At 71.2% G+C, this 22,054-nt stretch carries 17 protein-coding genes and 1 riboswitch; of the genes, 12 read left to right on the top strand and 5 right to left on the bottom strand.

Annotated features, from left to right (window positions below):
- The coding region (locus ACZ6TB_RS17005) for a N,N-dimethylformamidase beta subunit family domain-containing protein (protein ID WP_465555295.1) at window positions 1-1,701 on the top strand (1,701 nt) is incomplete at its 5' end.
- 2 nt (window positions 1,702-1,703) lie between these two features.
- On the opposite strand, the gene ACZ6TB_RS17000 is transcribed toward ACZ6TB_RS17005, so the two are convergent.
- Complete coding sequence (locus tag ACZ6TB_RS17000; protein ID WP_465555293.1) at window positions 1,704-2,705, bottom strand: TAXI family TRAP transporter solute-binding subunit; 1,002 nt, start codon at window positions 2,703-2,705, stop codon at window positions 1,704-1,706.
- Window positions 2,702-4,681 carry a TRAP transporter permease gene (locus ACZ6TB_RS16995; RefSeq protein WP_465555291.1) on the bottom strand — a complete coding sequence of 660 codons (1,980 nt, stop codon included), beginning with the start codon at window positions 4,679-4,681 and terminating at the stop codon, window positions 2,702-2,704. The genes ACZ6TB_RS17000 and ACZ6TB_RS16995 overlap by 4 nt, the downstream gene beginning before the upstream one ends.
- Before the next feature lie 90 nt (window positions 4,682-4,771).
- On the opposite strand from ACZ6TB_RS16995, the gene ACZ6TB_RS16990 reads away from it, so the two are divergent.
- The 6 genes from ACZ6TB_RS16990 (at window position 4,772) to ACZ6TB_RS16965 (ending at window position 12,297) form a co-directional block, all read left to right on the top strand.
- A complete protein-coding gene (locus ACZ6TB_RS16990; protein ID WP_465555289.1) occupies window positions 4,772-5,377 on the top strand; it encodes a dioxygenase family protein in 606 nt (201 codons plus the stop codon).
- A 53-nt stretch (window positions 5,378-5,430) separates the two neighbouring features.
- On the top strand, window positions 5,431-7,098 hold the full coding sequence (locus tag ACZ6TB_RS16985; RefSeq protein WP_465555287.1) for an AMP-binding protein: 1,668 nt from the start codon (window positions 5,431-5,433) through the stop codon (window positions 7,096-7,098).
- A 9-nt stretch (window positions 7,099-7,107) separates the two neighbouring features.
- The gene (locus ACZ6TB_RS16980; RefSeq protein WP_465555285.1) at window positions 7,108-8,709 is read left to right on the top strand and encodes an ArnT family glycosyltransferase; all 1,602 of its coding nucleotides are present in this window, start codon (window positions 7,108-7,110) and stop codon (window positions 8,707-8,709) included.
- 465 nt (window positions 8,710-9,174) lie between these two features.
- A complete protein-coding gene (locus ACZ6TB_RS16975; RefSeq protein ID WP_465555283.1) occupies window positions 9,175-10,566 on the top strand; it encodes a hypothetical protein in 1,392 nt (463 codons plus the stop codon).
- 150 nt (window positions 10,567-10,716) lie between these two features.
- A complete protein-coding gene (locus ACZ6TB_RS16970; protein ID WP_465555281.1) occupies window positions 10,717-11,082 on the top strand; it encodes a hypothetical protein in 366 nt (121 codons plus the stop codon).
- Window positions 11,083-11,183: 101 nt separating this feature from the next.
- Window positions 11,184-11,259, top strand: a riboswitch (S-adenosyl-L-homocysteine riboswitch).
- A 15-nt stretch (window positions 11,260-11,274) separates the two neighbouring features.
- Window positions 11,275-12,297 (top strand): adenosine deaminase, encoded by a 1,023-nt coding sequence (locus ACZ6TB_RS16965; RefSeq protein ID WP_465555279.1) that lies wholly within the window; start codon window positions 11,275-11,277, stop codon window positions 12,295-12,297.
- Between the two features lie 11 nt (window positions 12,298-12,308).
- Here the strand turns inward: ACZ6TB_RS16965 and ACZ6TB_RS16960 are convergent, their stop codons facing one another.
- Window positions 12,309-13,925 carry an AMP-binding protein gene (locus tag ACZ6TB_RS16960; RefSeq protein WP_465555277.1) on the bottom strand — a complete coding sequence of 539 codons (1,617 nt, stop codon included), beginning with the start codon at window positions 13,923-13,925 and terminating at the stop codon, window positions 12,309-12,311.
- Between the two features lie 86 nt (window positions 13,926-14,011).
- On the opposite strand from ACZ6TB_RS16960, the gene ACZ6TB_RS16955 reads away from it, so the two are divergent.
- From ACZ6TB_RS16955 to ACZ6TB_RS16945, 3 genes are all read left to right on the top strand, one after another.
- Window positions 14,012-14,845 carry a helix-turn-helix transcriptional regulator gene (locus tag ACZ6TB_RS16955; RefSeq protein ID WP_465555275.1) on the top strand — a complete coding sequence of 278 codons (834 nt, stop codon included), beginning with the start codon at window positions 14,012-14,014 and terminating at the stop codon, window positions 14,843-14,845.
- A complete protein-coding gene (locus ACZ6TB_RS16950; RefSeq protein ID WP_465555273.1) occupies window positions 14,842-15,852 on the top strand; it encodes a zinc-dependent alcohol dehydrogenase in 1,011 nt (336 codons plus the stop codon). The genes ACZ6TB_RS16955 and ACZ6TB_RS16950 overlap by 4 nt, the downstream gene beginning before the upstream one ends.
- 1,196 nt (window positions 15,853-17,048) lie before the next feature.
- The gene (locus tag ACZ6TB_RS16945; RefSeq protein WP_465555270.1) at window positions 17,049-18,689 is read left to right on the top strand and encodes an FAD-dependent oxidoreductase; all 1,641 of its coding nucleotides are present in this window, start codon (window positions 17,049-17,051) and stop codon (window positions 18,687-18,689) included.
- A gap of 77 nt (window positions 18,690-18,766) precedes the next feature.
- Here ACZ6TB_RS16945 and ACZ6TB_RS16940 read toward each other — a convergent pair whose 3' ends face one another.
- Window positions 18,767-19,897 (bottom strand): glycoside hydrolase family 12 protein, encoded by a 1,131-nt coding sequence (locus ACZ6TB_RS16940; RefSeq protein ID WP_465555268.1) that lies wholly within the window; start codon window positions 19,895-19,897, stop codon window positions 18,767-18,769.
- 281 nt (window positions 19,898-20,178) lie between these two features.
- Here ACZ6TB_RS16940 and ACZ6TB_RS16935 point away from each other — a divergent pair, with 281 nt between their 5' ends.
- Window positions 20,179-20,523 carry a histone-like nucleoid-structuring protein Lsr2 gene (locus ACZ6TB_RS16935; RefSeq protein ID WP_465555266.1) on the top strand — a complete coding sequence of 115 codons (345 nt, stop codon included), beginning with the start codon at window positions 20,179-20,181 and terminating at the stop codon, window positions 20,521-20,523.
- 74 nt (window positions 20,524-20,597) lie between these two features.
- The gene (locus tag ACZ6TB_RS16930) at window positions 20,598-21,317 is read left to right on the top strand and encodes an SDR family NAD(P)-dependent oxidoreductase (RefSeq protein ID WP_465555264.1); all 720 of its coding nucleotides are present in this window, start codon (window positions 20,598-20,600) and stop codon (window positions 21,315-21,317) included.
- Here ACZ6TB_RS16930 and ACZ6TB_RS16925 read toward each other — a convergent pair.
- On the bottom strand, window positions 21,314-22,048 hold the full coding sequence (locus ACZ6TB_RS16925; protein WP_465555262.1) for a VOC family protein: 735 nt from the start codon (window positions 22,046-22,048) through the stop codon (window positions 21,314-21,316). The genes ACZ6TB_RS16930 and ACZ6TB_RS16925 overlap by 4 nt on opposite strands.
- Window positions 22,049-22,054 lie beyond the last annotated feature (6 nt).

Below are 22,054 nucleotides of genomic sequence, written 5' to 3'. Positions count from 1 at the left end.
GGCGAACTGCTCTGGTACCGCGACGACCTGCGAAACGGCACCAACGGGCCCAACGCCGAACGCGGCTGGGCGCCCGGCAGCGGCAACCAGATCGGCGTCGGCTGGAACACCTTCACCACCGTGTTCTCCGGCGGGAACGGCATCATCTACGCCATCCGGGAGACCGGCGAACTGCTCTGGTACCGCGACGACCTGCGAAACGGCACCAACGGGCCCAACGCCGAACGCGGCTGGGCGCCCGGCAGCGGCAACCAGATCGGCCGCGGCTGGAACACCTTCGACGCGGTGTTCACCACCGGCGAGCCGGTGGGCATCATCTATGCGATCGCCTCGACGAGCGATCTTCTGTGGTACCGCGACGACCTCCGCGACGGCACAAACGGCGCCGACGCGGCCCGGGGCTGGGCCGCGCGGAGCGGATCGGCGATCGGCATCGGCTGGTCGATCGAGCCGCGGACGCCGATCGCCGGCTACGCCTCGCCGCTCAGCGCGGGTCCCGGCGAGACCGTCGAGGTCAAGCTGAGCGCGCCCCGGGCCACGCCCTGCGCGGTGCAGGTCTTCCGGCTCCGCGAGAACGCCGATCGTTCGGTCGGCGTGCCGGTGGCCGACGCGTTCGACGTGACGGTCCCCCGGCAGCCCGTCCCGCCCGACGCCTGGGAGTCCGGATGCGGGTGGGCGACCGTCGCCGCCATCCCGATCGACCCGGCCTGGCCGTCGGGGCTGTACAGCGCCCGCGTCACCGCCGAGGACGGCTCGGCCGTCGCCGATGTCGTCTTCGTCGCCCGGGCCGGCGAACAGAAGCAGCCGTTCCTGCTGATCGCCAACACCAACTGCTGGAACGCGTACAACGCCTGGGGCGGGGTGTCGAACTACAGCGGACATGCCGAGGTGGTCGGTCTGAGCTTCGACCGGCCGAACCCGGGGACCGCTCCGCAGGCGTTCGACGGCGCCGCCTACACGCCCAACCACCTGACCGCCGCCGAGATCTGGGTGTCGACCTGGCTGGAGGACGCCGGGTACGCCTTCGACACGTGCTCGGACTGGGACTTCCACAACGGCGACGCCGATCCGGCCGACTACCGGGCCGTCATCCTCTCCACCCATCCGGAGTACTGGAGTCAGACCATGGCGCAGCGGCTCGCCGACTACGTGGCGAGCGGTGGCCGGGTGCTGTACTGGGGCGGGAACGGCATCTTCCGTCAGGTGCTGTTCGCCGGCGACGGCCATGCCATGACCACCGGCAGCTCGCCCGCCTGGTTCTGCGGCAACGCGTGGGCGGACGGCCCCAAGCCGCGGACGCTCCTGGGCGTGGCCTACGACATCGCGCACGACGGCCTCTACCCGGCGCGCTGCGGCTACCTCATCGACGCGCCCGAGCACCCGTTCCTGGCCGGCACCGGGCTCAAGGCCGGCGAGGTGGTGGGCGGCCTCGGCCGCAACGGCGGCGGGGCGTGTGGCTGGGAGGTCGACACGGCCATCGACTTCGGCGAGGGAAACGGCGCGGCGCCCGCCGGCGAGCAGATTCTGGCGCACGGCGAGCTGGTCACGGCCGACGGCTACACGGGACACGTGACCTACTACGAGAACGACGCCGGCGGTTTCGTGTTCGCGATCGGCTCCATCTCCTTCGGTGGCAGCCTGGTCGAGGACCCGGCGCTCCAGGCGATCGCCCGGAACGCCCTCGACTCCTGTCTGCCGTAGCGCTACTTGGGGGCGCCCAGGTCGTCGAGGGCCTTCACGGCGCCGCGGTGCAACGGGACCGGGTCGGTCTTGCGGGCGTTGCCGAGGGTGATCTCCTTGGCCGCGGCGTTGGCCTGGACGAGCTGGGCCTTGCGGTCGAAGAGCACCTTGGTCAGCGCGCACGCGACGTCCGGGTCGAGGTCGTCGCGCACCAGCAGCAGGTTGGGCACGATGATCGTGGGGACGTCGGACGGCGTCTTGTAGGTCGTGGCCGGGATGCTGCCCGTCTCGTACACCGGATTGATCTTTTGAAGGTCGCCGAGCACGGACGTGACGTCCAGGAACTCGACCTTGCCGGCCGACGTGGTGAGCAGGTCGGTGATGCCCGGCGTGGGCAGGCCGCCGGACCAGAAGAGGGCGTCGATCGAGCCGTCCTTCATGCCGTCGACGGTCTTGGTGAGGTCGAGCTTCTGGGCGCTGATGTCCTTGGCCGGGTCGAGGCCGGCCGCCTTGAGGACGCGGTTGGCGATGACCTCGGTGCCGGACTTGGGCGAGCCGGTCGAGACCCGCTTGCCCTTCATGCCGGCCACGTTCTTGATGCCGGCCGCCTTGCGCACGATCACCTGGGTGTAGTTGGTGTGGATGCGGGCCAGCGCGGCGATCGGCTGCTTGGCGGTGAAGCTGCCGGTGCCGTTGATGGCGTCGGCGGCGGTGTCGGCGAGCGAGAAGGCGACGTTGTACGTGCCCGCCACCACCTGCTGGATGTTCTGCACCGAGGCGCCGGTCTCGGCCGCGGTGGCCTTGAGCTTGCCGCCGGTCTCGCCGATCTGCTCGGCGTAGGCGTTGCCGAGCGCGAAGTAGACGCCGGTCGCGTTGCCGGTCGCGATGCCGACCCGGGTGTCCTTGGTGACCTCGCAGGTGACGGCGCCGCCGGCGTCGGTGGAGGCGGCGTCCTGACGGCCGCCACAGGCGAAGAGACCCCCGAGGAGTACGAGGGTGAGCGCGGTTGCTGCCGTTCGTCTCATGTCGTCCCCGTTCTTGGTGTGGTGAATGCGGTCAGGACCACGGCCCCGATCAGGGCCGCGACGCCGAGCGCGATGGCGATCGGCGAGAGGTAGAGCAGCAGCAGGCCGGCGGCGCCGCCCAGGACCCGGGCGGGCGTACCGGCCGCTCCGATGCCGAACACCCAGCCGCCGCTCGCGATCGCGAGCCCGGCCACCGCCAGCATCGCGACCGCCGTGGCCCACAGGATGTCCACGAAGGAGCCGCGCCCGAGCAGGTACGAGCCGGCGTCGGTGAGCACGAACGCGATCGGCGCCAGGAACGCGGGCAGGGCGTACTTCAGCGCCTGCCACATGGTCGGCACGGTCCGGCCACCGGTGATCGCCGAGGCCCCGACCGCGGCCAGCGCCGTCGGCGGCGTCACCTCGGAGAGCACCGAGTAGTAGAAGACGAACATCGCCGCGGCCGGCGCCGGCACGCCCAGCCCGAGCAGCGCCGGCCCGATGATGACCCAGCCGATGATGAAGCTGGCCGTCACCGGCACGGCCAGCCCGAGGATGGCCAGCGCGACGGCGGCCAGCACCACGGTCAGCGCCAGCACCGCGGTCGGGTTGTCGGTGACCGCGCGCGCCCCCGAGACCAGCAGCGAGGCCAGTTGCGCCCCCAGCCCGGTCTTCGTGGTGACGGCCGTGATGATGCCGGCGGCCGCGCACACCGCCACGACCGGCAGCACCCCGCGCACCCCGGCCGACAGCGCCGCGAAGATCCGCCGCGGGGTCAGCCACGCCCGGCGGTCCAGGAAGGACAGCAGGAACGCGGCCAGCGTCGCGTAGACCACCGCCCGCTGGGCGCTCACGTCCAGCGCGAGCAGGACGACGATGAGGATCAGCGACGAGAAGTGGTAGCCGAAGCGGAGAAGCAGGTGGCGGGCGCTCACGTCGCCCACGGCCAGGGCGCGGACCCCGAAGCGCCGCACGTCGATCTCGACGGCGAGCAGGATGCCCAGGTAGTAGAGCAGCGTCGGGACGGTCGCCCAGCCGAGGACGGTCAGGTAGGAGACGTCGAGGTACTCGGCGACGATGAACGCGGCGGCGCCGAGGGTGGGCGGCGACAGGATCGCGCCGACGCCGGCCGCGGCCAGCATGCCGCCGGCCTGCTCGGCCGGGTAGCCGGCCCGGCGCAGCATCGGCCAGGTGACCGCGCCGACGCTGACCGCGGTGGCGGTGCCCGAGCCGGAGACGGTGCCGAGCAGGAAGCCGGCCGCGACCGCGGTGCGACCGGCGGCGCTGCGCGACTTGCGGAACGCGGCCACCGACAGGTCGACGAAGAAGCGGCTCGCGCCGGAGAGGTCGAGCACGGCGCCGTAGATGGTGAACAGCACGATGTACGTGGCCGCGACGTCCAGCGGCGTGCCGTAGAACCCGCTGCCCGAGTTGTAGAGCGCGTCGATGATCTGGGAGAAGTCGAGCCCGGCGTGCGCGATCGGCCAGTCCTGCGGAAGCAGCCCGCCGTAGTACCCGTACGCCAGGAATGCGAGACAGACGATCGGAAGCGCGAGTCCCGTCGTTCGCCGGCACGCCTCCACCACCAGCACCAGCAGCACCGCGCCGAAGATCACGTCGATCGGCTCGAGCAGGCCCTGCCGGTCGAGGAAGCCGTCGTAGCCGCCCCGGAACGGGTTGACCGGATAGAGGCACACGACGAGGGCGGCGCCGGCCAGGAGCCAGTCGAGCAGCGTCGGGATCTTGGGCGATCTCGACCGGGCGCGGTACGCGAGGAAGACCAGCGGCAGCGTGCCGGCCAGAAAGATGATCAGGTAAAACTGGCTGCCCCGGGCCAGCGGGCGGAACACCTGCCAGAGGACCAGCAGGGCGACCAGGAACGCCACGATCGAGACGCCGAGACCGATCCGGCCGGTCAGGTCGCGGGCCGGCAGCTCCTCGTCGTCGTAGTGCACGGCGGGTGGGTCGCTCTCGGCAACATATCGATCACCGCCCATGAATGGACATTACTGGACGGGAGCGAAAACAACCGTCCCGCAACCGGAACCGGCCGGACGGCGCAACCGGCGGGTGGCTGAATGGGCGGCATGATCGAGCTGGAGACGCGACACGAGGGTGGCCTGGCGCACGACTTCCGGCTGCTGCGGCGGCGCCGGATGACGGGTCTGGCCGGCGGCACCACGGTCGCCGCCCTGACCCGGGGCGGCGCCGGCCCGATCGGCCGCTCGGGCATCGTGCGCGGCGACATCCGGCGGAGCTTCGGCACCGCCCACGGCGTGGCCCGCGGCGTCCCGCTCGACATCCGCCTGCGCCTGACCAGCGCGAACTCGGGCCGCCCGCTGCCCGGGCACGCGGTCTACCTCTGGCACGCCGACCGGGACGGCAACTACTCGCTGACCTCTCCCGAGCTGGCCGCCGAGAACTACCTGCGCGGCGTCCAGGTCGCCGACTCGGCCGGCTGGGTGCGGTTCGCCAGCATCTTCCCCGGCGGGCACGACGGCCGCTGGCCGCACCTGCACTTCGAGGTCTACCCGGATCTGTCCGGCGCCGGGCGGCTGCACACCGCGGCGGTCATGCTGCCGGCCGACGTCTACCAGAAGGCGCACGTGCACCCGGGCGCCCATCTGGAGATGGCCTGCATGACCGGCGACGTCCGGCGCGGCCTGGTCGCCACCCGGACCGTCGCGATCTGATCCACCCCCGTCCGGGGGTGGCGCGGTGACGCGGCCGCGCGCAGTCTGAGCGGATGGACGGCACCACGGCATTCCGGGCGGCGCGCGACTTCCTGCTCGCCCACTCCGACCGGTACGACGCGGCCCGCGACGGGTTCGCCTGGCCCGAGCTGGACGAGTTCAACTGGGCGCTCGACTGGTTCGACGTGATCGCCGAGGGCAACGACGCGCCGGCGCTCTGGATCGTCGAGGAGGACGGCACCGAGCAGCGCGTCTCGTTCGCCGAGATGTCCCGCCGCTCGAACCAGGTGGCGAACTGGCTGCGGGCGCAGGGCGTCGCGCGGGGCGACCGGATCGTGCTGATGCTCGGCAACCAGACCGAGCTGTGGGAGACGATCCTCGCCGCCATGAAGCTGGGCGCCGTGCTGATCCCGGCCACGCCCCTGCTCGGCCCGGTCGACTCGGCCGAGCGGGTGGCCCGGGGCGGCGCCAAGCACGTGATCGCCGCTTCGTCCGCCGCCGCCAAGTTCCTGAATGTCGACGCCACCAAGATCGCCGTCGGCGACCCGGTCGAGGGCTGGCTGTCTTTCTCGGATGCCTATTCCGGAAATGTCGGTTTTGCTCCCGACGCGGTCACGTACGCCACCGACACGCTGCTGCTCTACTTCACGAGCGGGACGACCGCGCGGCCCAAGCTGGTCGAGCACACCCACCAGTCGTACCCGGTCGGGCACCTCTCGACGATGTACTGGATCGGCCTGCGCCCCGGCGACGTCCACCTCAACATCTCGTCGCCGGGCTGGGCCAAGCACGCCTGGAGCAACGTCTTCGCCCCGTGGAACGCGCAGGCCTGCGTCTTCATCTACAACTACACCCGCTTCGACGCCGGCCGCCTGATGGCCGAGATGCAGCGCTGCGGCGTGACCAGCTTCTGCGCGCCGCCGACCGTCTGGCGCATGCTCATCCAGTCCGACCTCTCCGCGCTGCGCACCCCGCCGCGACTCGTGGTCGGCGCCGGCGAGCCGCTCAACCCCGAGGTCATCGACCAGGTGAGCAAGGCGTGGGGGGTGACGATCCGGGACGGCTTCGGGCAGACCGAGACGACCGTGCAGATCGCGAACTCCCCCGGCCAGCCGGTCAAGCCGGGCTCGATGGGCCGCCCGGTGCCCGGCTACACGATCGAGCTGATCGACCCGCTGACCGGCTCGCCGGCGGCCGAGGGCGAGATCTGCGTGGCGCTCGACCCACGACCGACCGGCCTGATGGTGGGTTACCACGGCGACGAATCGCTGACGGCCGAGCGGATGTCCGGCGGCTACTACCACACCGGCGACGTGGCCTCGCGGGACGAGGACGGCTACATCACGTACGTCGGGCGCACCGACGATGTCTTCAAGGCGTCCGACTACCGGATCTCGCCGTTCGAGCTGGAGAGCGTGCTGATCGAGCACGAGGCCGTGGTCGAGGCGGCCGTCGTGCCCTCGCCCGATCCCCTGCGGCTGGCGGTGCCCAAGGCGTATGTGGTGCTGGCCTCCGGCTGGTCGGCTGATCAAAAAACCGCGGAGATCATTTTCGCGTACGCCCGGGAGCACATGCCGCCCTATGCCCGGATCCGCCGCCTGGAGTTCGCCGATCTGCCCAAGACGATCTCGGGCAAGATTCGGCGGGTCGAGCTGCGCGCCGCCGAGCGGGAGAAGCACGCCGACCCCTCCTCGCGGCCGGACGGCGAGTTCACCGGCTAAGTTTGCGCAGTGCCGCGCCGACGCCTGATCTACCTGCTCGTTGTGGCGGCGTTGCTGGGCGAGATGGCGTTCGCCATGGTCACCACGGCGCTGCAGCAGTCGCCGACCATCGACGAGCCGGTCTACGTGGCCACGTCACAGGTGCTCGTCCAGCAGCACAGCCTGCGCTACAACCCCGAGCACCCGCCGCTGGGCAAGCTCGTGATGGCGGCCGGGCTGGCCTTCGCGCACCCCTACCTCGACCCCGGCTACAACGACGACCAGACCTTGCTGGGGCGCCATCTGCTGTACGAGACGGGGAACAACCCGTACCGGCTGATGCTCGCCGCCCGGCTGCCGATGATCGTGCTGACCCTGGCGTTCGGGCTGGTGGTGCTCGGCTTCGCCCGCGACCTGGCCGGGCCGTGGGGTGGGCTGGTCGCGCTGGCCCTCTACGCCTTCTCCCCCGACGTGATCGCGCACGGCTCGCTGGCCACGCTCGACGTGCCGGCCGCCGGCATGCTGCTCACCGCGCTCTGGATGCTGTGGCGCTCCCGAAAGCGGCCCCATCTGTACCTGCCGCTGGCCGGCCTCGCGCTGGGCGCCGCGCTCGCGACCCGGATGAGCGCGCTGCCCGCGGTTCCGGTCGTCATGCTGCTGGCGCTGCTGTCGCCGTTCGCGATCGGGAAGCCGGTCGGCTGGTGGAAGACCCTGGCCTGGCGGGTGGCCGGGGCGATCGGGGTCGGGCTCATCGCGATCGCCGTGGTCTGGGTGGTCTACCTGGCGGTCGACCCGCGGTTGCGCTGGACCACGCCGGCGCTGGCGGTCGATCCCGGCGGCCTCAAGGGGCTCGCCGTCGACCTGCTGCCGCTGCCGAAGGCGTACCGCGACGGGGTGCTGGTCCAGTTCCAGTTCGAGTCGCGCACCTTCAACGGGTTCCTGTTCGGGCACGCCTATCGGGGGTCGCTCTGGTACTACGCCCCCGCCGCCCTGGTGATCAAGACCCCGCTCGCCATGATGGCCCTGTGGCTGGCCGGCGCGATCACGATGCTGGTGCGGCCGGCCCTGCGGGTGGCGACGCTCTACCTGATCGTCCCGGCCGGCGTCCTGATGCTGGTGGCGATGACCGGCGCCCGCGACTACGGCAGCCGCTACGTCATCTTCATGCCGATCTTCGGCGCCGTGGTGGCGAGCACGGTGGTGCTGCTCCGCCCACGCTGGGCGCACGCGGCGACGGCGGCCCTGGTCGGCTGGGTGGCGGTGAGTTCGGCGCTGACGTTCCCGTACTACCTGCCCTATTCGAACGAGGCCTTCGGCGGCACGTCGAAGACCCACCTGCGCCTGCACGACTCGAATGTGGACTGGGGCCAGGACCTGGCCCGCCTCGGCACGCATCTGCGGCAGAAGTACCCTGATCAGCCCGTGTGGCTGGTCTACAAGGGCGCCAGCGTCCCCGGCTATTACGGGATAAATGCGAAAAATCCGCTCAGCGTGCCCAGTGATCAGGTCCACGGTTTGCTGGTGGTCTCCGATTCCCGGGTGGCCCTGGCGACGGGCAAGCTCCGCCAGCTGATCGACTCGAGCACCGAGATCGACGAGGTGGGCTATTCCATCACCATTTATCGCCGCTGAATTTAAGTCTGCCCAAAGCTCCGGGGCATGCCGGGGTGGGAGCGTTCCCATTAGAGTCCCGCCCTGATGAGCACGCATGACGACCCGCCCGCTTCGCCAGCCCCGCCCGGCTCCCCGGCCCCGCGGGGGTCGTCGCCCCGGCGCGGCTTCGCGCCCCCACCCGGCGCGACCCCACCCGGTCCGGCGTTCCCACCCAGCGCGGCGACGCCCCACGGCTCCGCGTTCCCACCCAGCGCGGCGACGCCCCACGGCTCCGCGTTCCCGCCCAGCGCAGCGGCACCCCACGGCTCCGCGTTCCCGCCCAGCGCGGCGCCGTCACACGGTCCAGCGTTCCCGCCCGGCGCAGCAGCCCCCCACGGCTTCGCGTCCCCGCCCGGATCGGCGGTCTCCCCAGCCACTCCCCCGGCACCCGCCGGACACCGCAGAAACGGAACGCGGTTCCGCCGCTTCGCGCTGATCGGCGTCGTGGCCGGGGTGGTGGCCGCGACCGCGATCGCGGCTTTTGTCCTACCCGCCGGCGCCAGCGGCTGGTGGTCCTCGGCGAACTCCTCCCGCCCGGCGGCCTCCCACCCCACCTCCACACCGGATTTATCCGTTAAATCGGGCGGGGCCTCCGGCGCGACGTCTTCCGGCCCCGGCCTCGGCGCGGCCGGCGCATCGGCCTCCGCGTCCGGTCCCGCCGCCGCGGCCGGAAAACCCGCCACCGCCGGCGGCTGCGCCCGCCCGGTCGGCGCCGCACCGGCCACCCGGATCACCCAGGTCGGCGTCGGCTCGGCGGTCAAGAGCTACGGCGCCGAGGGCGACACCGATCCCCTCCCGATGGCGATCGCCGCCGCCCCCGACGGGACCTCCTGGCTGGCCTGGCTCGGCGCCGACGGGAAGGTCCACCTCGGCAGGCTCGGCTGCGACGACAAGCTCACCGGCACGCCCACCAGCTTCACCGGGATCGACCTCCAGGACGTACAGGCCGACGCGACCGGCGGCGTCCTGCTGCTCACCCGCAAGGGCGACTGCCACACCGGGCCACTCTGCGGCGGCGAGTCCAGCCCGTGCAACACGATGTGGATGGTCCGCTTCGACAACGCGGGCCACCAGGTCTGGGAGCGGCAGGTCACCAACCTGACCGCGAGCCGCGGCGGCTACGACGACGGCGCCCGGTTCGTCTGGTGGTACCAGCATCACGGGCGGCTCGCGTACGACGGAAGCAACTACGCCGCGTACTTCGGGGTCGCCATCACCGTCCGGAACGGAAGCTGCGTCGACATCCACGAGGGCGACCGCATGCAGGTGGTCAGCAAGTCGGGCGCGTTGCTGAGCGGGCACGGCAGCTTCGAGGTCGGCTGCAGCCACGCGTGGACGTCGCGGATCGTCTGGGACCCGCGGGCCAAGAAGTTCGCGATGGTGTGCGCCACCGACAACGACTGCCGGATAGCGCAGCCCAGCCCCTACCGCACGGTCGCGTCCGGCACCTGCGACGGCACCCTCTTCGGCGGCGACCTCGTGCTGGCCAAGTCGTCCGGCTACTGGACGGCGTGGAGCCAGGGCGGCAAGGTCCGGCTCGCGCGCTTCACCGGCAGCGCGGCCGCCACCAGGAACATCACCACGGCCGCCTCGTCGCAGCATCCGCATCTGGTGACGTACGGCGCAAGAATGCTCTTGACCTGGGGTTCGGGCACGTCGATGCGCGCGCAGGTCTACGACGCCGGCACCGGCTCGCCCGTCGGCAGACAACTGACCATCGCCGTCAAGGATCACCATTACCAGGCCTTCAAGTCGTACGCCGATGGCAGCGCCGCCTACCCAGCCGCCGGAAGCACGACCAGCTCCATCAAAATAGCGCGCGTGATGCCGTCCTGAAGGGCCCTTCTCGCCATTCATGAGCGCGCCACCGAAAACGCAGCGCCGATTCCCGAATTGCCCGCCTCCCGAAAGCCGCATTCCCCGGACCCGGCTCGACCCGCGAACATTCCGCCCGATCTCACCGTGCACGACCTGCCCGGACCCGGCTTGACGCTGCTCGACCTGGCCGGCCTCAGCGCGAGCCTGCCCGACCTGGCCGACCCCGGCGCGACCCTGCTCCACCTGCTCGGACTCGGCGCGAGCCTGCTCGACCTGGCCGGACCCCACCTGCTCCGCCTCGGTCCGGCGCCCACCGCGGCAGTCCATTGTCCCGTTGAGCGCCGGGCTCACGCACGCCCCACCCCACGCCCGGCGCAGCCGTCCAGCATGCCGCCGAGCCAAACCCCACGCGCGATGACGCTCATGCTCCCGGCGAAACTCATCGCCCCGCGCGGAATGGCGACGCGACGCAGACCGATCACGCATGGCGGCCAATTCCGCCGCCGTGAACAACTGCATCTGCCGCATGGATAAATTGTCCCGCAACCCGAGCCGCGCATGTCAGTAATTGATCGTGCCAACCCTCGGGCGAATTGCCTTGCGGAGTTCCGCCGGTCTTTGTAACGTTCCGGGTGTGGGCCGAGGGGCGCTGCGACGGATGGCCATCCGCCACGCTCGGCTCGCGCGTTGTCACAAGGGCGCCTCCGCATCGTGGGAGGCCAACGCATGGCAACCAACCTGACCGCATTCATCGCCGGACTGCCCAAGGTGGAGCTGCACGTCCACCACGTCGGGTCGGCAACGCCGCAGACCGTGGCTCGCCTGGCCGCGCGGCACGCCGGCAGCACCGCGGTGCCGGCCGACGAGGGGCTGCTCGCCGAGTACTTCACGTTCACCGACTTCGCGCACTTCGTCGACGTCTACCTGTCGGTGGTGGACCTGATCCGGGACGCCGACGACATCGCGACGCTCACCTACGACGTCGGCGCCGGGCTGGCGGCGCAGTCGGTGCGGTACGCCGAGGTGACGCTCACGCCGTACTCGTCGGTCAGGCGCGGCATCCCGGCCGAGGCGTACTGCGAGGCCGTCGAGGACGCCCGCCGCCGGGTGGCCCGCGACCACGGCATCGAGTTGCGCTGGTGCTTCGACATCCCGGGCGAGCCGACGATGACCTCCGCCGACGTGACGCTCGAGGTGGCCCTGAAGCAGCGGCCGGACGGGCTGGTCAGCTTCGGGCTGGGCGGGCCGGAGGCGGGGGTGCCGCGCGACCGGTACGCCGGCCACTTCGCCGCCGCCCGGGCCGCCGGACTGCGCAGCGTGCCGCACGCCGGCGAGTCGACCGGTCCGCAGACGGTCTGGGACGCGCTGCGCCACCTCGGCGCCGAGCGCATCGGCCACGGCATCGCCGCCGCCCGCGACCCCGAGCTGATGGCCCACCTGCGCGAGCACGACATCGCGCTGGAGGTGTGCCCGACCTCCAACGTCTGCACCCGCTCGGTGTCGTCCCTGGCCGAGCACCCGCTGCCGGCGCTGGTGGCCGCCGGCGTACCGGTCACCATCAACTCCGACGACCCGCCGATGTTCTCGACCACCCTGAACCGGGAGTACCGGGTGGCGGCCGACCTGCTCGGCCTGGACGAGGCGGGCGTGGCCGGGCTGGCCCGCGCGGCGGTGCGATATTCGTTCCTCGACGAGCCGGGCAAGGCGACGATTCTGGCCGAGATCGACGCCTACGCCGCGCGCCGGTAGGCCCGGGGCGACTACGCGTTCCGGATCGCGGCGGCATCCCCCAACCCGAGGATCTCCACCGCCCGCTCCCGCATCTCGACCTTGCGGACCTTCCCGGTGACGGTCATCGGGAAGCCGTCCACCACGTGCACGTACCGCGGGATCTTGTAGTGCGTCAGGCGGCCCGAGCAGTACGCGCGAACCGACTCGGCGGTCAGCGCGGTCACCCCCGGACGCATGACGATCCAGGCCATCAGCTCCTCGCCGTACTTGGCGTCGGGCACGCCGATCACCTGCACGTCGGCGATGTCCGGGTGGCCGTACAGGAACTCCTCGACCTCGCGTGGATAGACGTTCTCGCCGCCGCGGATGACCAGGTCCTTGATCCGGCCCACGATGTTGAGGTAGCCGTCGGAGTCCATGGTGGCCAGGTCGCCGGTGTGCATCCAGCGGGCCGCGTCGATCGCCCCGGCCGTGGCGTCGGGCTGCTCCCAGTAGCCGAGCATCACCGAGTAGCCGCGGGTGCACAGCTCGCCCGGCTCGCCGCGCTCGACGACCAGCCCCGTGGCCGGGTCGACGACCTTGGACTCGAGGTGCGGCATCACCCGGCCGACGGTCTCGGTGCGCCGGGCCAGGTTGTCGTCGGGGCGGGTCATCGTCGACACCGGCGAGGTCTCGGTCATGCCGTAGCAGATCGCGACCTCGGCCATGTTCATCTCGGCGACCACGCGCTTCATCACCTCGACCGGGCAGGGCGAGCCCGCCATGATCCCGGTGCGCAACGATGACAGGTCATAACTCGCAAAATCCGGCAGCCCGAGCTCGGCGATGAACATCGTCGGCACGCCGTACAGCGAGGTGACCTTCTCGGCGGAAACCGCGGCGAGCGTCGCAGCGGGATCGAAGCCGGGCGCGGGCAGCACGATGCAGGCGCCGTGCGAGGTCGCGCCGAGGTTGCCCATGACCATGCCGAAGCAGTGGTAGAGCGGCACCGGCAGGCAGACCCGGTCCTGCTCGGTGTAGCTGATCAGCTCGCCGACGAAGTAGCCGTTGTTCAGGATGTTGTGGTGCGAGAGCGTCGCGCCCTTGGGGAAGCCGGTCGTCCCCGACGTGTACTGAATATTGATCGGATCATCGAACGCGAGCGTGGCGGCCCGTCCCGATATCTCGGACATGTCACCGTCGAGCGACAAATCATCAAAGGAGGGTTCTCCGATGTACGCGACATCGCCGAACCCGATCGACTCGATCATGCCCCGGTAGTCGCTCGTCTTGAACGACACCGCGCTGATCAGCAGCGAAAGCCCCGACTGCTTCACGACGTACTCGAGCTCGTGCGTCCGGTAAGCCGGGTTCACGTTGACCAGGATCGCCCCGATCTTCGCGGTCGCATACTGCGTGATCACCCATTCGCCGCAGTTCGGGGCCCAGATCCCGACCCGGTCGCCCTTGGCGATGCCGCGGGCGAGCAGGCCGCGAGCCAGGCGATTCACTTCAAGGTCCAATTGGGCGTACGTCCATCGCCGCCCCGCCGCCACATCGACCAGGGCCTCCCGATCGCCGAAGCGGGCGACGGCGCGTTCGAAGTTGGCCCCGATCGTCTCGCCGAGCAGGGGCGCGTTGCTGGTGCCGGACGCGTAGGACAACATTTCCGCAGCATGAGCCGCTCGGCCGCGCGCCGCCACCCCTGTTCGGGGGTAGGAGCCGACCCGGGTCGTCGTGACATGCTGTCCACGTGCTCGAAACCGCCGACCTGCCCGCCGCGCTCGGCCGGATCCGCCGGATCACCGGCCTTCCGGTGGCGTTCGGCGGTCTGGTGACGGTCGACGCCCGCCAGATGAAGCTCAGCGACTTCGCCGGCACCGCCACGGTCGCCCTGCACGGGCTGATCGTGAGCGCCGGCAACGGGCTCGGCGGCCGGGTGGTGACGACCGTGCGGCCGGACCGGGTCGAGGACTACGCGGCCGACCCGCGGATCAGCCACGAGTACGACGGCCCGGTCACCGCCGAGGGCCTGCGCGCCATCGCCGCCGTGCCGGTCGCCATGAGCGGCACGGTCCTCGCGGTGCTGTACGCGGGAACGCGCGAGCCGATCGCGGTCGGCGGCCGGGCGCTCGAGTCGATGAACCAGGTCGCGCTGCGGCTCGGCACCGAGGTGACCGTCCGCCGCGAGGTCGACCGCCGGCTGGCCGAGCTGGCCACCGCCGCCGCCCGGGGCTCGGCCGACGCCGGCGCGCGCGAGTGGGAGGAGGTGCGGTTGGCCCACGCCGATCTGCGTACGCTCGCCGCCGAGACCGCCGACCCCGCGCTGAAGGCGCGTCTCGAGCAGATCTCCGACCGCTTGATCGCGTGCCGTTCCGGCGGCGCCGCCCCCAACCCGCTGTCGCCGCGCGAGCTCGACGTGCTGGCCATGGCCGCGGTCGGCTGCGGCAACGCGGAGGCGGCGCGGCGGCTGGGCCTGCTGCCCGAGACGGTGAAGAGCTACCTGCGCAACGCGATGCGCAAGCTGGGCACACATGGCCGGATGGAGACGATCGTGACCGCACGCCGCCTGGGATACCTGCCGTGAGGCGGGTCGTCGTGACCCCGTCCGGGGTGTCGCTGACGTCCGCCGACATCCCGGAGCCGCGCGAGGGCGAGGTGCTGGTCCGCATGGCGGTGGCCGGCGTCTGCGGCTCCGACGTGCACGCGCTCCAGGGCAAGCACCCGTTCATCGTGCTGCCCTACGCCCCCGGCCACGAGGTGAGCGGCACGATCGAGGCGCTGGGCCCGGGCGTCTCGTCGGTGCGAACCGGGCAGCGCGTCACGATGGAGCCGTTCCTGCCGTGCTGGCGGTGCAAGCAGTGCGTGGCCGGCCGGCAGAACGTCTGCGAAAATCTGCGCTTCTTCGGCTGCGCCCACGACCAGGGCGGGATGGCCGACTACTTCACCGTCGACCAGCGCCGGCTGCACGTCATCCCCGACGCGCTCGACTGGCGGACGGCGGCGTTCATCGAACCGCTGGGCACGCCGGTGCACGCGTCCCGGCTCGCCGGCGGCCTGACCGGCAAGACCGTGGCAATCCTCGGCGCCGGCACGATCGGGCTGCTGACGCTGATGGTGGCGCGGGCCCAGGGCGCCGCCCGCGTGGTGATGACGGCCCGCTCGGCGCGCAGCCGCGAGCGGGCGGCCAAGTTCGGCCCGGACGCGGTGATCGACGCAACCGGCGCCGAGACGGTGCCTCTGGCCTTCGCGGCACTGGGCGAGAGCGCCGACGTCGTCTTCGACTGCGTGGCCGAGCAGTCCACCATGGACCAGGCGCTCGCGATGGCGAACAAGGGCGGAACGGTCATCGTGGTGGGCGTGCCGCCGGCCCCGGTGACGATCCCGCTGCCGACGATCCAGGACAGCCAGCTGCGCATCCAGGGCAGCGCCACGTACTTGCCCGAGGACTTCGCGGAGGCGATAGACCTGCTGGTCTCCGGCGCCGTCGACGTCTCGGCGCTGGCCACCGCCGAGCGGCCACTCGACGAGGCGGCCGAGGCGTTCGCCGACGCCGCCTCGGGCGAGCACATCAAGGTGCTGTTGCGGGGCTGAGCGGCCGCCTGGGGGTGCTGGGCCCGCTGCGGCGACCGTCGGCGGCCGGGCGGTGGACCGGGGCCGGCCACGACAGCGGGTGGTGTTCGCGGTGGCGAGGTGCTCTCGGCCGACCGCATCGCTGAGGATCCGTGGGGCGGCGGCGATGGCGCGGTGGGTGAGAAGGCCGGACGCCTGCGGGCCACCTTGGCCGGTTGAGGCCGGCCGATCCTGTCCGGCTCGGCAGGCGAGCCGTCGTGGTCGGCCGGCACCGCCGGAAAGAAGGGTGCCCCACCGCGCCCGGCACCACCTCGCTCGACCCCGACCCCACCGCGCTCAACGCCAACCCGCCTCGCTCAACCCCAACCCGCCTCGCTCGACCCCGACCCGCCTCGCTCGACCCCAACCCGCCTCGCTCAACCCCAACCCGCCTCGCTCGACCCCAACCCGCCTCGCTCGACCCCAACCCGCCTCGCTCGACCCCAACCCGCCTCGCTCAACCCCAACCCGCCTCGCTCGACCCCAACCCGCCTCGCTCGACCCCAACCCCGCCCAACCCAACCCCCACCCCGTTTCGGGTGGGGGTGACTAAAGCAGCCGGGTCTGACAGATTTCCGGCGTTGTCCACAGGCGCGACGGAGATTCTTTCCGGCTCGGGACGGTCGGCACGGCGTTCAAGCGCGACATCCAGGGCGGCGGCGGGGCCTACGGAGGTTTCGCGGTCGGCCGATCGACTGGCGCTGCCTCGGTGAGAGCCGGCGCCGGCCAACACGGTCGGCGCCGACTGGCGGCGGGCGGCAGGCAACGGGCGGCCGGGCGACGGGCAGCCGGGGCGACGGGCAGCCCGGGCGACGGACAGCTGGGCGGCAGGCAGCCCGGGCGACGGACAGCTGGGCGGCGGGCAGCCCGGGCGGCCCGACGGTCGGCGCGGCCGGGGCGGCGGGCAGCCGGGCCGCCGGGGCGGCGGGCAGCGGGCAGCCGGGGCGGCGGGCAGCCGGGGCAGCGAGCAGCCGGGCGGCCGGGGCGGCGGGCTGCGGGCAGCTGGGGCAGCGGGCAGCGGGCAGCTGGGGCAGCGGGCGGCGGGACCACGAGCACCAGGGGACGACGAGCGACAGCACCGACAAATCGGCCCGGCATATCGGGCGGCGGGTATTCGGACATGGAAATGAGGGGCGGCACCCCTTTCGGTTACCGGTCGGTAATGACAGGGTGTGTCGATGGCGGACTACGACGTCGTGATCGTGGGCAGCGGCTTCGGCGGCAGTGTCAGCGCTCTGCGCCTCACCGAGAAGGGCTATCGGGTCGGCGTGCTCGAAGCCGGCCGGCGCTTCACCCCCGCGATGCTGCCCAAGACCTCGTGGGATCTGCGCAACTTCCTCTGGGCGCCGAAGCTCGGGCTCCGCGGGATCCAGCGGATCACCCTGCTCAAGGACATCGTGGTGCTGTCGGCGGCGGGGGTGGGCGGCGGCTCCCTGGTGTACGCGAACACGCTCTACCGCCCGCCGGCGACGTTCTTCGACGATCGGCACTGGGCCGGCATCACCGACTGGGCCACCGAGCTCGCGCCGCACTATGACCAGGCCTCGCGCATGCTCGGGGTGACCCAGCAGCCGACCATGACGCCCTCCGACGTGGTGATCAAAGAGGTCGCCGAGGACATGGGGGTGGGTGCGACCTTCCGGCGTACGCCCGTGGGTGTCTTCTTCGGAAAGCCGGGCGAGACGGTCCCGGACCCGTTCTTCGGCGGCGCCGGACCCGACCGCACGGGCTGCACCGAGTGCGGCAACTGCATGATCGGCTGCAAGGTCGGCGCCAAGAACCGGCTCGACGTCAACTACCTGTATCTGGCCGAGCGGGCCGGCGCCACCGTGCACCCGGACACCGAGGTGACGGCGCTGCGGCAAACGGGCGACCGGTGGATCGTCCAGACGCGGAAGGGACACTTCACCGCCGATCACGTGATCCTCTCGGCGGGGGCGCTCGGCACGCAGCGGCTGCTGCACGCGATGCGCGACACCGGCGTACTGCCGAAGGTCTCGGCGCGGCTCGGCTCGCTCACCCGGACCAACTCGGAGGCCCTGCTCGGCGCCCAGGCCGCCAAGGTGCCGGCCGAGCCCTACTCGCGCGGCGTGGCGATCACGTCCTCGTTCCATCCGGACGCCACGACCCACATCGAGCCGGTCCGGTACGGCCCGGGCAGCAACGCCATGGGACTGCTCGCCACCCTGTTGGTAGATGGCGGCAGCGGGGTGCCGAGGCCGGTGAGGTTTCTCGGGCAGGCGCTGCGTCACCCGTACGTCCTCCTCCGCTCGTTGTCCGTGCGGCGCTGGAGTGAGCGCACCATCATCGCGCTGGTGATGCAGACGCTGGACAACTCGCTGACCGTGCGGCGCACCCGGCGCGGCCGGCTCACCACCGGTCCCGGCCACGGCGAGGCCAATCCGACCTGGATTCCGCAGGGGCACGAGGCGGTGCGCCGGATCGCCGAGAAGATCGGCGGATTCCCGGGCGGGACGGTCGGCGACATCTTCGACATTCCGATGACCGCACATATTCTCGGCGGCGCGACGATCGGGGATTCGGCGGAGTCCGGCGTGGTGGACCCCTATCACCGCGTTTACGGGTACACCGGATTGCACGTGGTCGACGGCTCGGCGGTCCCGGCCAATCTCGGGGTGAATCCGTCGCTGACCATCACGGCGATGGCCGAGCGTGCGATGTCCCTATGGCCCAACAAAGGCGAGGCGGACGTACGCCCACCAGCCGGCGACGATTATCGCCGGCTCGACCCGATCGCGCCGCGAACGCCGGCCGTTCCGGAACACGCTCCGGCCGCCCTGCGACTTTCCCACCGGTGAAGAATGCAGAATTGGACGAACCGCCCCGGCACCGGAGAATCGGCGACGAGGCGGCTCGGGTCTGGCGAGCCTGGCTATCAGGCGGTGGTGCAGGTCGATCCGTTGAGCGTGAAACTCCCGGGGTTGGCGAAACTGCCCGAGTAGGTCCCCTGGAATCCGAAGGACTGGTTGCCGCCGGGGGCGATGCCGCCGTTGTAGGTGACGTTGCGGGCCGTGATGGCGCCGGACGAGCCGGTCAGGCTCGCGTTCCACGAACTGGTGATCGACTGACCGCTCGGAAGGGTGAATCCGAGGGCCCAGCCGTTGACCGCGCTGCTTCCGGTGTTGGTCACCGTGACATTCGCGGTGAATCCGCTGTTCCAGACATTCGTCGCGTAATTGACCCGGCAGGAGGCGTTGCCACCGTTGGGCGGGGTGGTCGGCGTGGTGGGCGGCGGGTTGGTCGTACCGCCGCCGTTCACGGCCGCCGAGAAGTTGGTGACGGCCAGGCCGGCGCCGCCGATCCACGGCTCGAACCCGGCCTGGATGCTGGTCAGGTACCAGGAACTGGTGATCGCGCCGCGGTTCTTCACGTCGTTGATGAAATCGAGGACGCTGAAGCTCCAGCTCGCGACCGGCGACGGCGCCACGTACGAGACGACCGCGTTGGAGCCGTTGCTGCCGCGCCAGACCTCCCAGCTGCGTCCGCCGATGGTGGCGTTGCCGACGACCGAGCCGATCGGCTGGATCGAGCCCTGGCGGTTGAACCAGATCATGATTTCCTGCTGGTTGACGCCGTCCTTCTTGGGCGACGGGTCCAGCCAGATGTCGTACGCGGCGTCATAGGTGGCGCCCGAGACGAACTGGTAGCTGATGCTGCTGGTCGCGCTCGAGATCGAGCTGACCTGCATCGGGAGGTTGGTGCCGGGCGAGCAGTTGGTGTAGTGGCAGCCGTAGTAGACGGCCGGGTAGGAGACCGGCGCGCCGCTGGTGCTGCCGGTGCCCTGCTGGCTCTGGATCGAGAAGCCGGTGCTGGTGACGTTGATGCACTGCTGGGCGGAGGTGCCCCAGCGGTTGTTCATCACCACGTATCGGCCGCCGATGGTCGTGGAGCCGTACTGGTCGCAGATCTGCGTGTCGGCCGCCGCTGGTCCGGCGACGGCGAAGGCCGTCAGGGCGGCGCCGGCCAGCAGGCCGGCCGCCATGAGGGCACGGATGGCACGTCTCATTGCGAAGCTCCTTGAGAGGGGATTCCCGCGGGGACGGGTCGGTGGGAGCGCTCCCACGACACGTTACAGGACATTGACCTTCATGAAAAGTGTGTGACGGCGACGGTCTTCCGCGGGTCTTCCCGGTGTCGCCTCGGCGGAGACAGAATTGCGACATGCGCGGCCGCAATTTGCACTGAGAACTGACGGAAGACAGAATGAATGTGTATGGACATTCGCGGCGCCACGCCGCGTGCGCATAGTCGTCACTCAAATGACATCGCTGTAGGAGCAGGCACACCATGGCCAAGCAGGTAATAACCCTCCTGACCGACGACCTCGACGGCGGAGAGGCTGATCGCTCCGTCGAGTTCGGACTCGACGGTGTGAACTACACGATCGACCTCTCCGAGAAGAACGCCGGCAAACTGCGCAAGGCGCTCGACCCGTTCCTGAACGCGGCCACCCGCGTCGGGCGCAGCGGCGTCGTCTCGCCCGCTCGCCGCAGCGCCGTGGCGAGCACCGGCCGCGCCAGCCGCGACCAGAATCAGGCGATTCGCGAGTGGGCCAACAAGAACGGCTACGAGGTGTCCGAGCGCGGTCGCATCCCGAGCCACATCGTCGAGGCGTACCACAGCAAGCGATAGGTTGATCCCCATCGCCGGATAAAAAACGGCGCCGCCGGTATCGGCGGCGCCGTTTTGCGGAAAAGAGGGACACGATGCCGGTCGTAATCGTCACCGGAGCGTCGAGCGGAATCGGCCGCGCCACCGCCCTGCGTCTCGGCCGGGGCGGTGTCACGGTCGTACTCGCCGCCCGCCGCGCCGACGAATTGCGAGCGGTCGCCGGCGAGATCGGCGCCGCCGTCGCGGTGCCGACCGACGTGCGCGACCCGTCGGCGATCACGGCGCTGGTGGCCCGGGCCCGGGAGGTCGAGGGCCGCATCGACGGCCTGGTCAACAACGCCGGTGTCGGCGGCAAGGCGTCCGTCCTCGCCGACGACGACGTGGTCGCCCAGATGATCGACGTGAACCTGATGGCCCCGATCCGGCTCATGCGCGCGGTCGTCCCGATCATGCGCGAGCAGCGCTCCGGCTCGATCGTGAACATCGGCTCGGTGGCCGGCGAGGTCGGCATCAGCGGCGCCTACTCGGCCACGAAGTTCGCCCTGCGCGGCATGACCGACTCGGTCCGCCGCGAGCTGGCCGGCACCGGCATCGGCGTGACGCTGATCGAGCCCGGCTACATCGACACCGGCTTCAACAGCCGCACGAACCTCCCCGGCCCCGAGATCGTCGCCGCCGCGGTCGAGCGCGCGCTGCGCCGCCCCCGCCGCCGCATGGTCGTCCCGGCCAGGTACCGCGCGGCCATCACGCTGTCGAACGCGCTGCCGTTCCTGACCGACCGCATCTACGCCGGAAAAGCGGCGCCCAAACGCTAGCCCGGTGCGAGCAGGCAGAACTCGTTGCCCTCCGGGTCGGCCATGACCTTCCACGAGATCTCGGCCGGCCCCACGTCGACCGAAGTCGCGCCGAGGGTCCGTAGCCGGGCCACCTCGGCCTCGACGTCGTCGCCCGGGTAGGGGCGGATGTCGAGGTGGACCCGGTTCCAGACGGTCTTCGGGTCGGGCGAGCGCAGGAACTGGAGGTACGGGCCGACCCCCGCGGCCGAGCGCAGCACCGCGCTGTGATCGGTCACCTTGACCAGCGTCCAGTCCATGGCCTCGCCCCAGAAGCCGGCCATCGCCCGCGGGTCGGCACAGTCGACCACCACCGAGGCGATCGGGCCGGTCTCCTCGTAGAGCGAGTCCAGCACGCAGAACTCGTTGCCCTCGGGGTCGGCCATGACCGTCCAGGAGACGTCGTCGCCCTGTCCGACGTCGGCGAAGGTCGCCCCGAGGCCGGTCAGGCGCTCGACCAGCGCCGCCTGGTCGTCCGCCGATCGGGCGGCGAGGTCGAGATGCACGCGGTTCTTCACCGTCTTGGGCTCGGTGGAGGTGACGAGGTCGATGCAGACCGCGATCGGGTCGGGGTAGGCGAAGCCCTCGGGTTCGAGGTTGGTCACGCCGGGCGCCTCGCTCGACACGGCCCAGCCGAGCGCCCGCGCCCAGAAGCCGCCCAGCGCCGCGTCGTCGTGGGCCTTCATGTTGATCTGCACCAGTCGAGTCGCCACGCCGAC

The organism is Actinoplanes sp. NPDC051537 (assembly GCF_055586105.1).
The sequence above is the reverse complement of the archived record's forward strand: the minus strand, read 5'-3'. Positions and strand labels throughout refer to the sequence as shown.

What these genes read in the sequence shown, in the direction of transcription:
- ACZ6TB_RS16965 (WP_465555279.1), top strand. Translation starts at nt 11,275, where the DNA reads ATGGCAACCAACCTGACCGCATTCATCGCCGGACTGCCCAAGGTGGAG.
- ACZ6TB_RS17000 (WP_465555293.1), bottom strand. Translation starts at nt 2,705, where the DNA reads ATGAGACGAACGGCAGCAACCGCGCTCACCCTCGTACTCCTCGGGGGT.
- ACZ6TB_RS16995 (WP_465555291.1), bottom strand. Translation starts at nt 4,681, where the DNA reads ATGGGCGGTGATCGATATGTTGCCGAGAGCGACCCACCCGCCGTGCAC.
- ACZ6TB_RS16945 (WP_465555270.1), top strand. Translation starts at nt 17,049, where the DNA reads ATGGCGGACTACGACGTCGTGATCGTGGGCAGCGGCTTCGGCGGCAGT.
- ACZ6TB_RS16930 (WP_465555264.1), top strand. Translation starts at nt 20,598, where the DNA reads ATGCCGGTCGTAATCGTCACCGGAGCGTCGAGCGGAATCGGCCGCGCC.
- ACZ6TB_RS16990 (WP_465555289.1), top strand. Translation starts at nt 4,772, where the DNA reads ATGATCGAGCTGGAGACGCGACACGAGGGTGGCCTGGCGCACGACTTC.
- ACZ6TB_RS16940 (WP_465555268.1), bottom strand. Translation starts at nt 19,897, where the DNA reads ATGAGACGTGCCATCCGTGCCCTCATGGCGGCCGGCCTGCTGGCCGGC.
- ACZ6TB_RS16960 (WP_465555277.1), bottom strand. Translation starts at nt 13,925, where the DNA reads ATGTTGTCCTACGCGTCCGGCACCAGCAACGCGCCCCTGCTCGGCGAG.
- ACZ6TB_RS16935 (WP_465555266.1), top strand. Translation starts at nt 20,179, where the DNA reads ATGGCCAAGCAGGTAATAACCCTCCTGACCGACGACCTCGACGGCGGA.
- ACZ6TB_RS16985 (WP_465555287.1), top strand. Translation starts at nt 5,431, where the DNA reads ATGGACGGCACCACGGCATTCCGGGCGGCGCGCGACTTCCTGCTCGCC.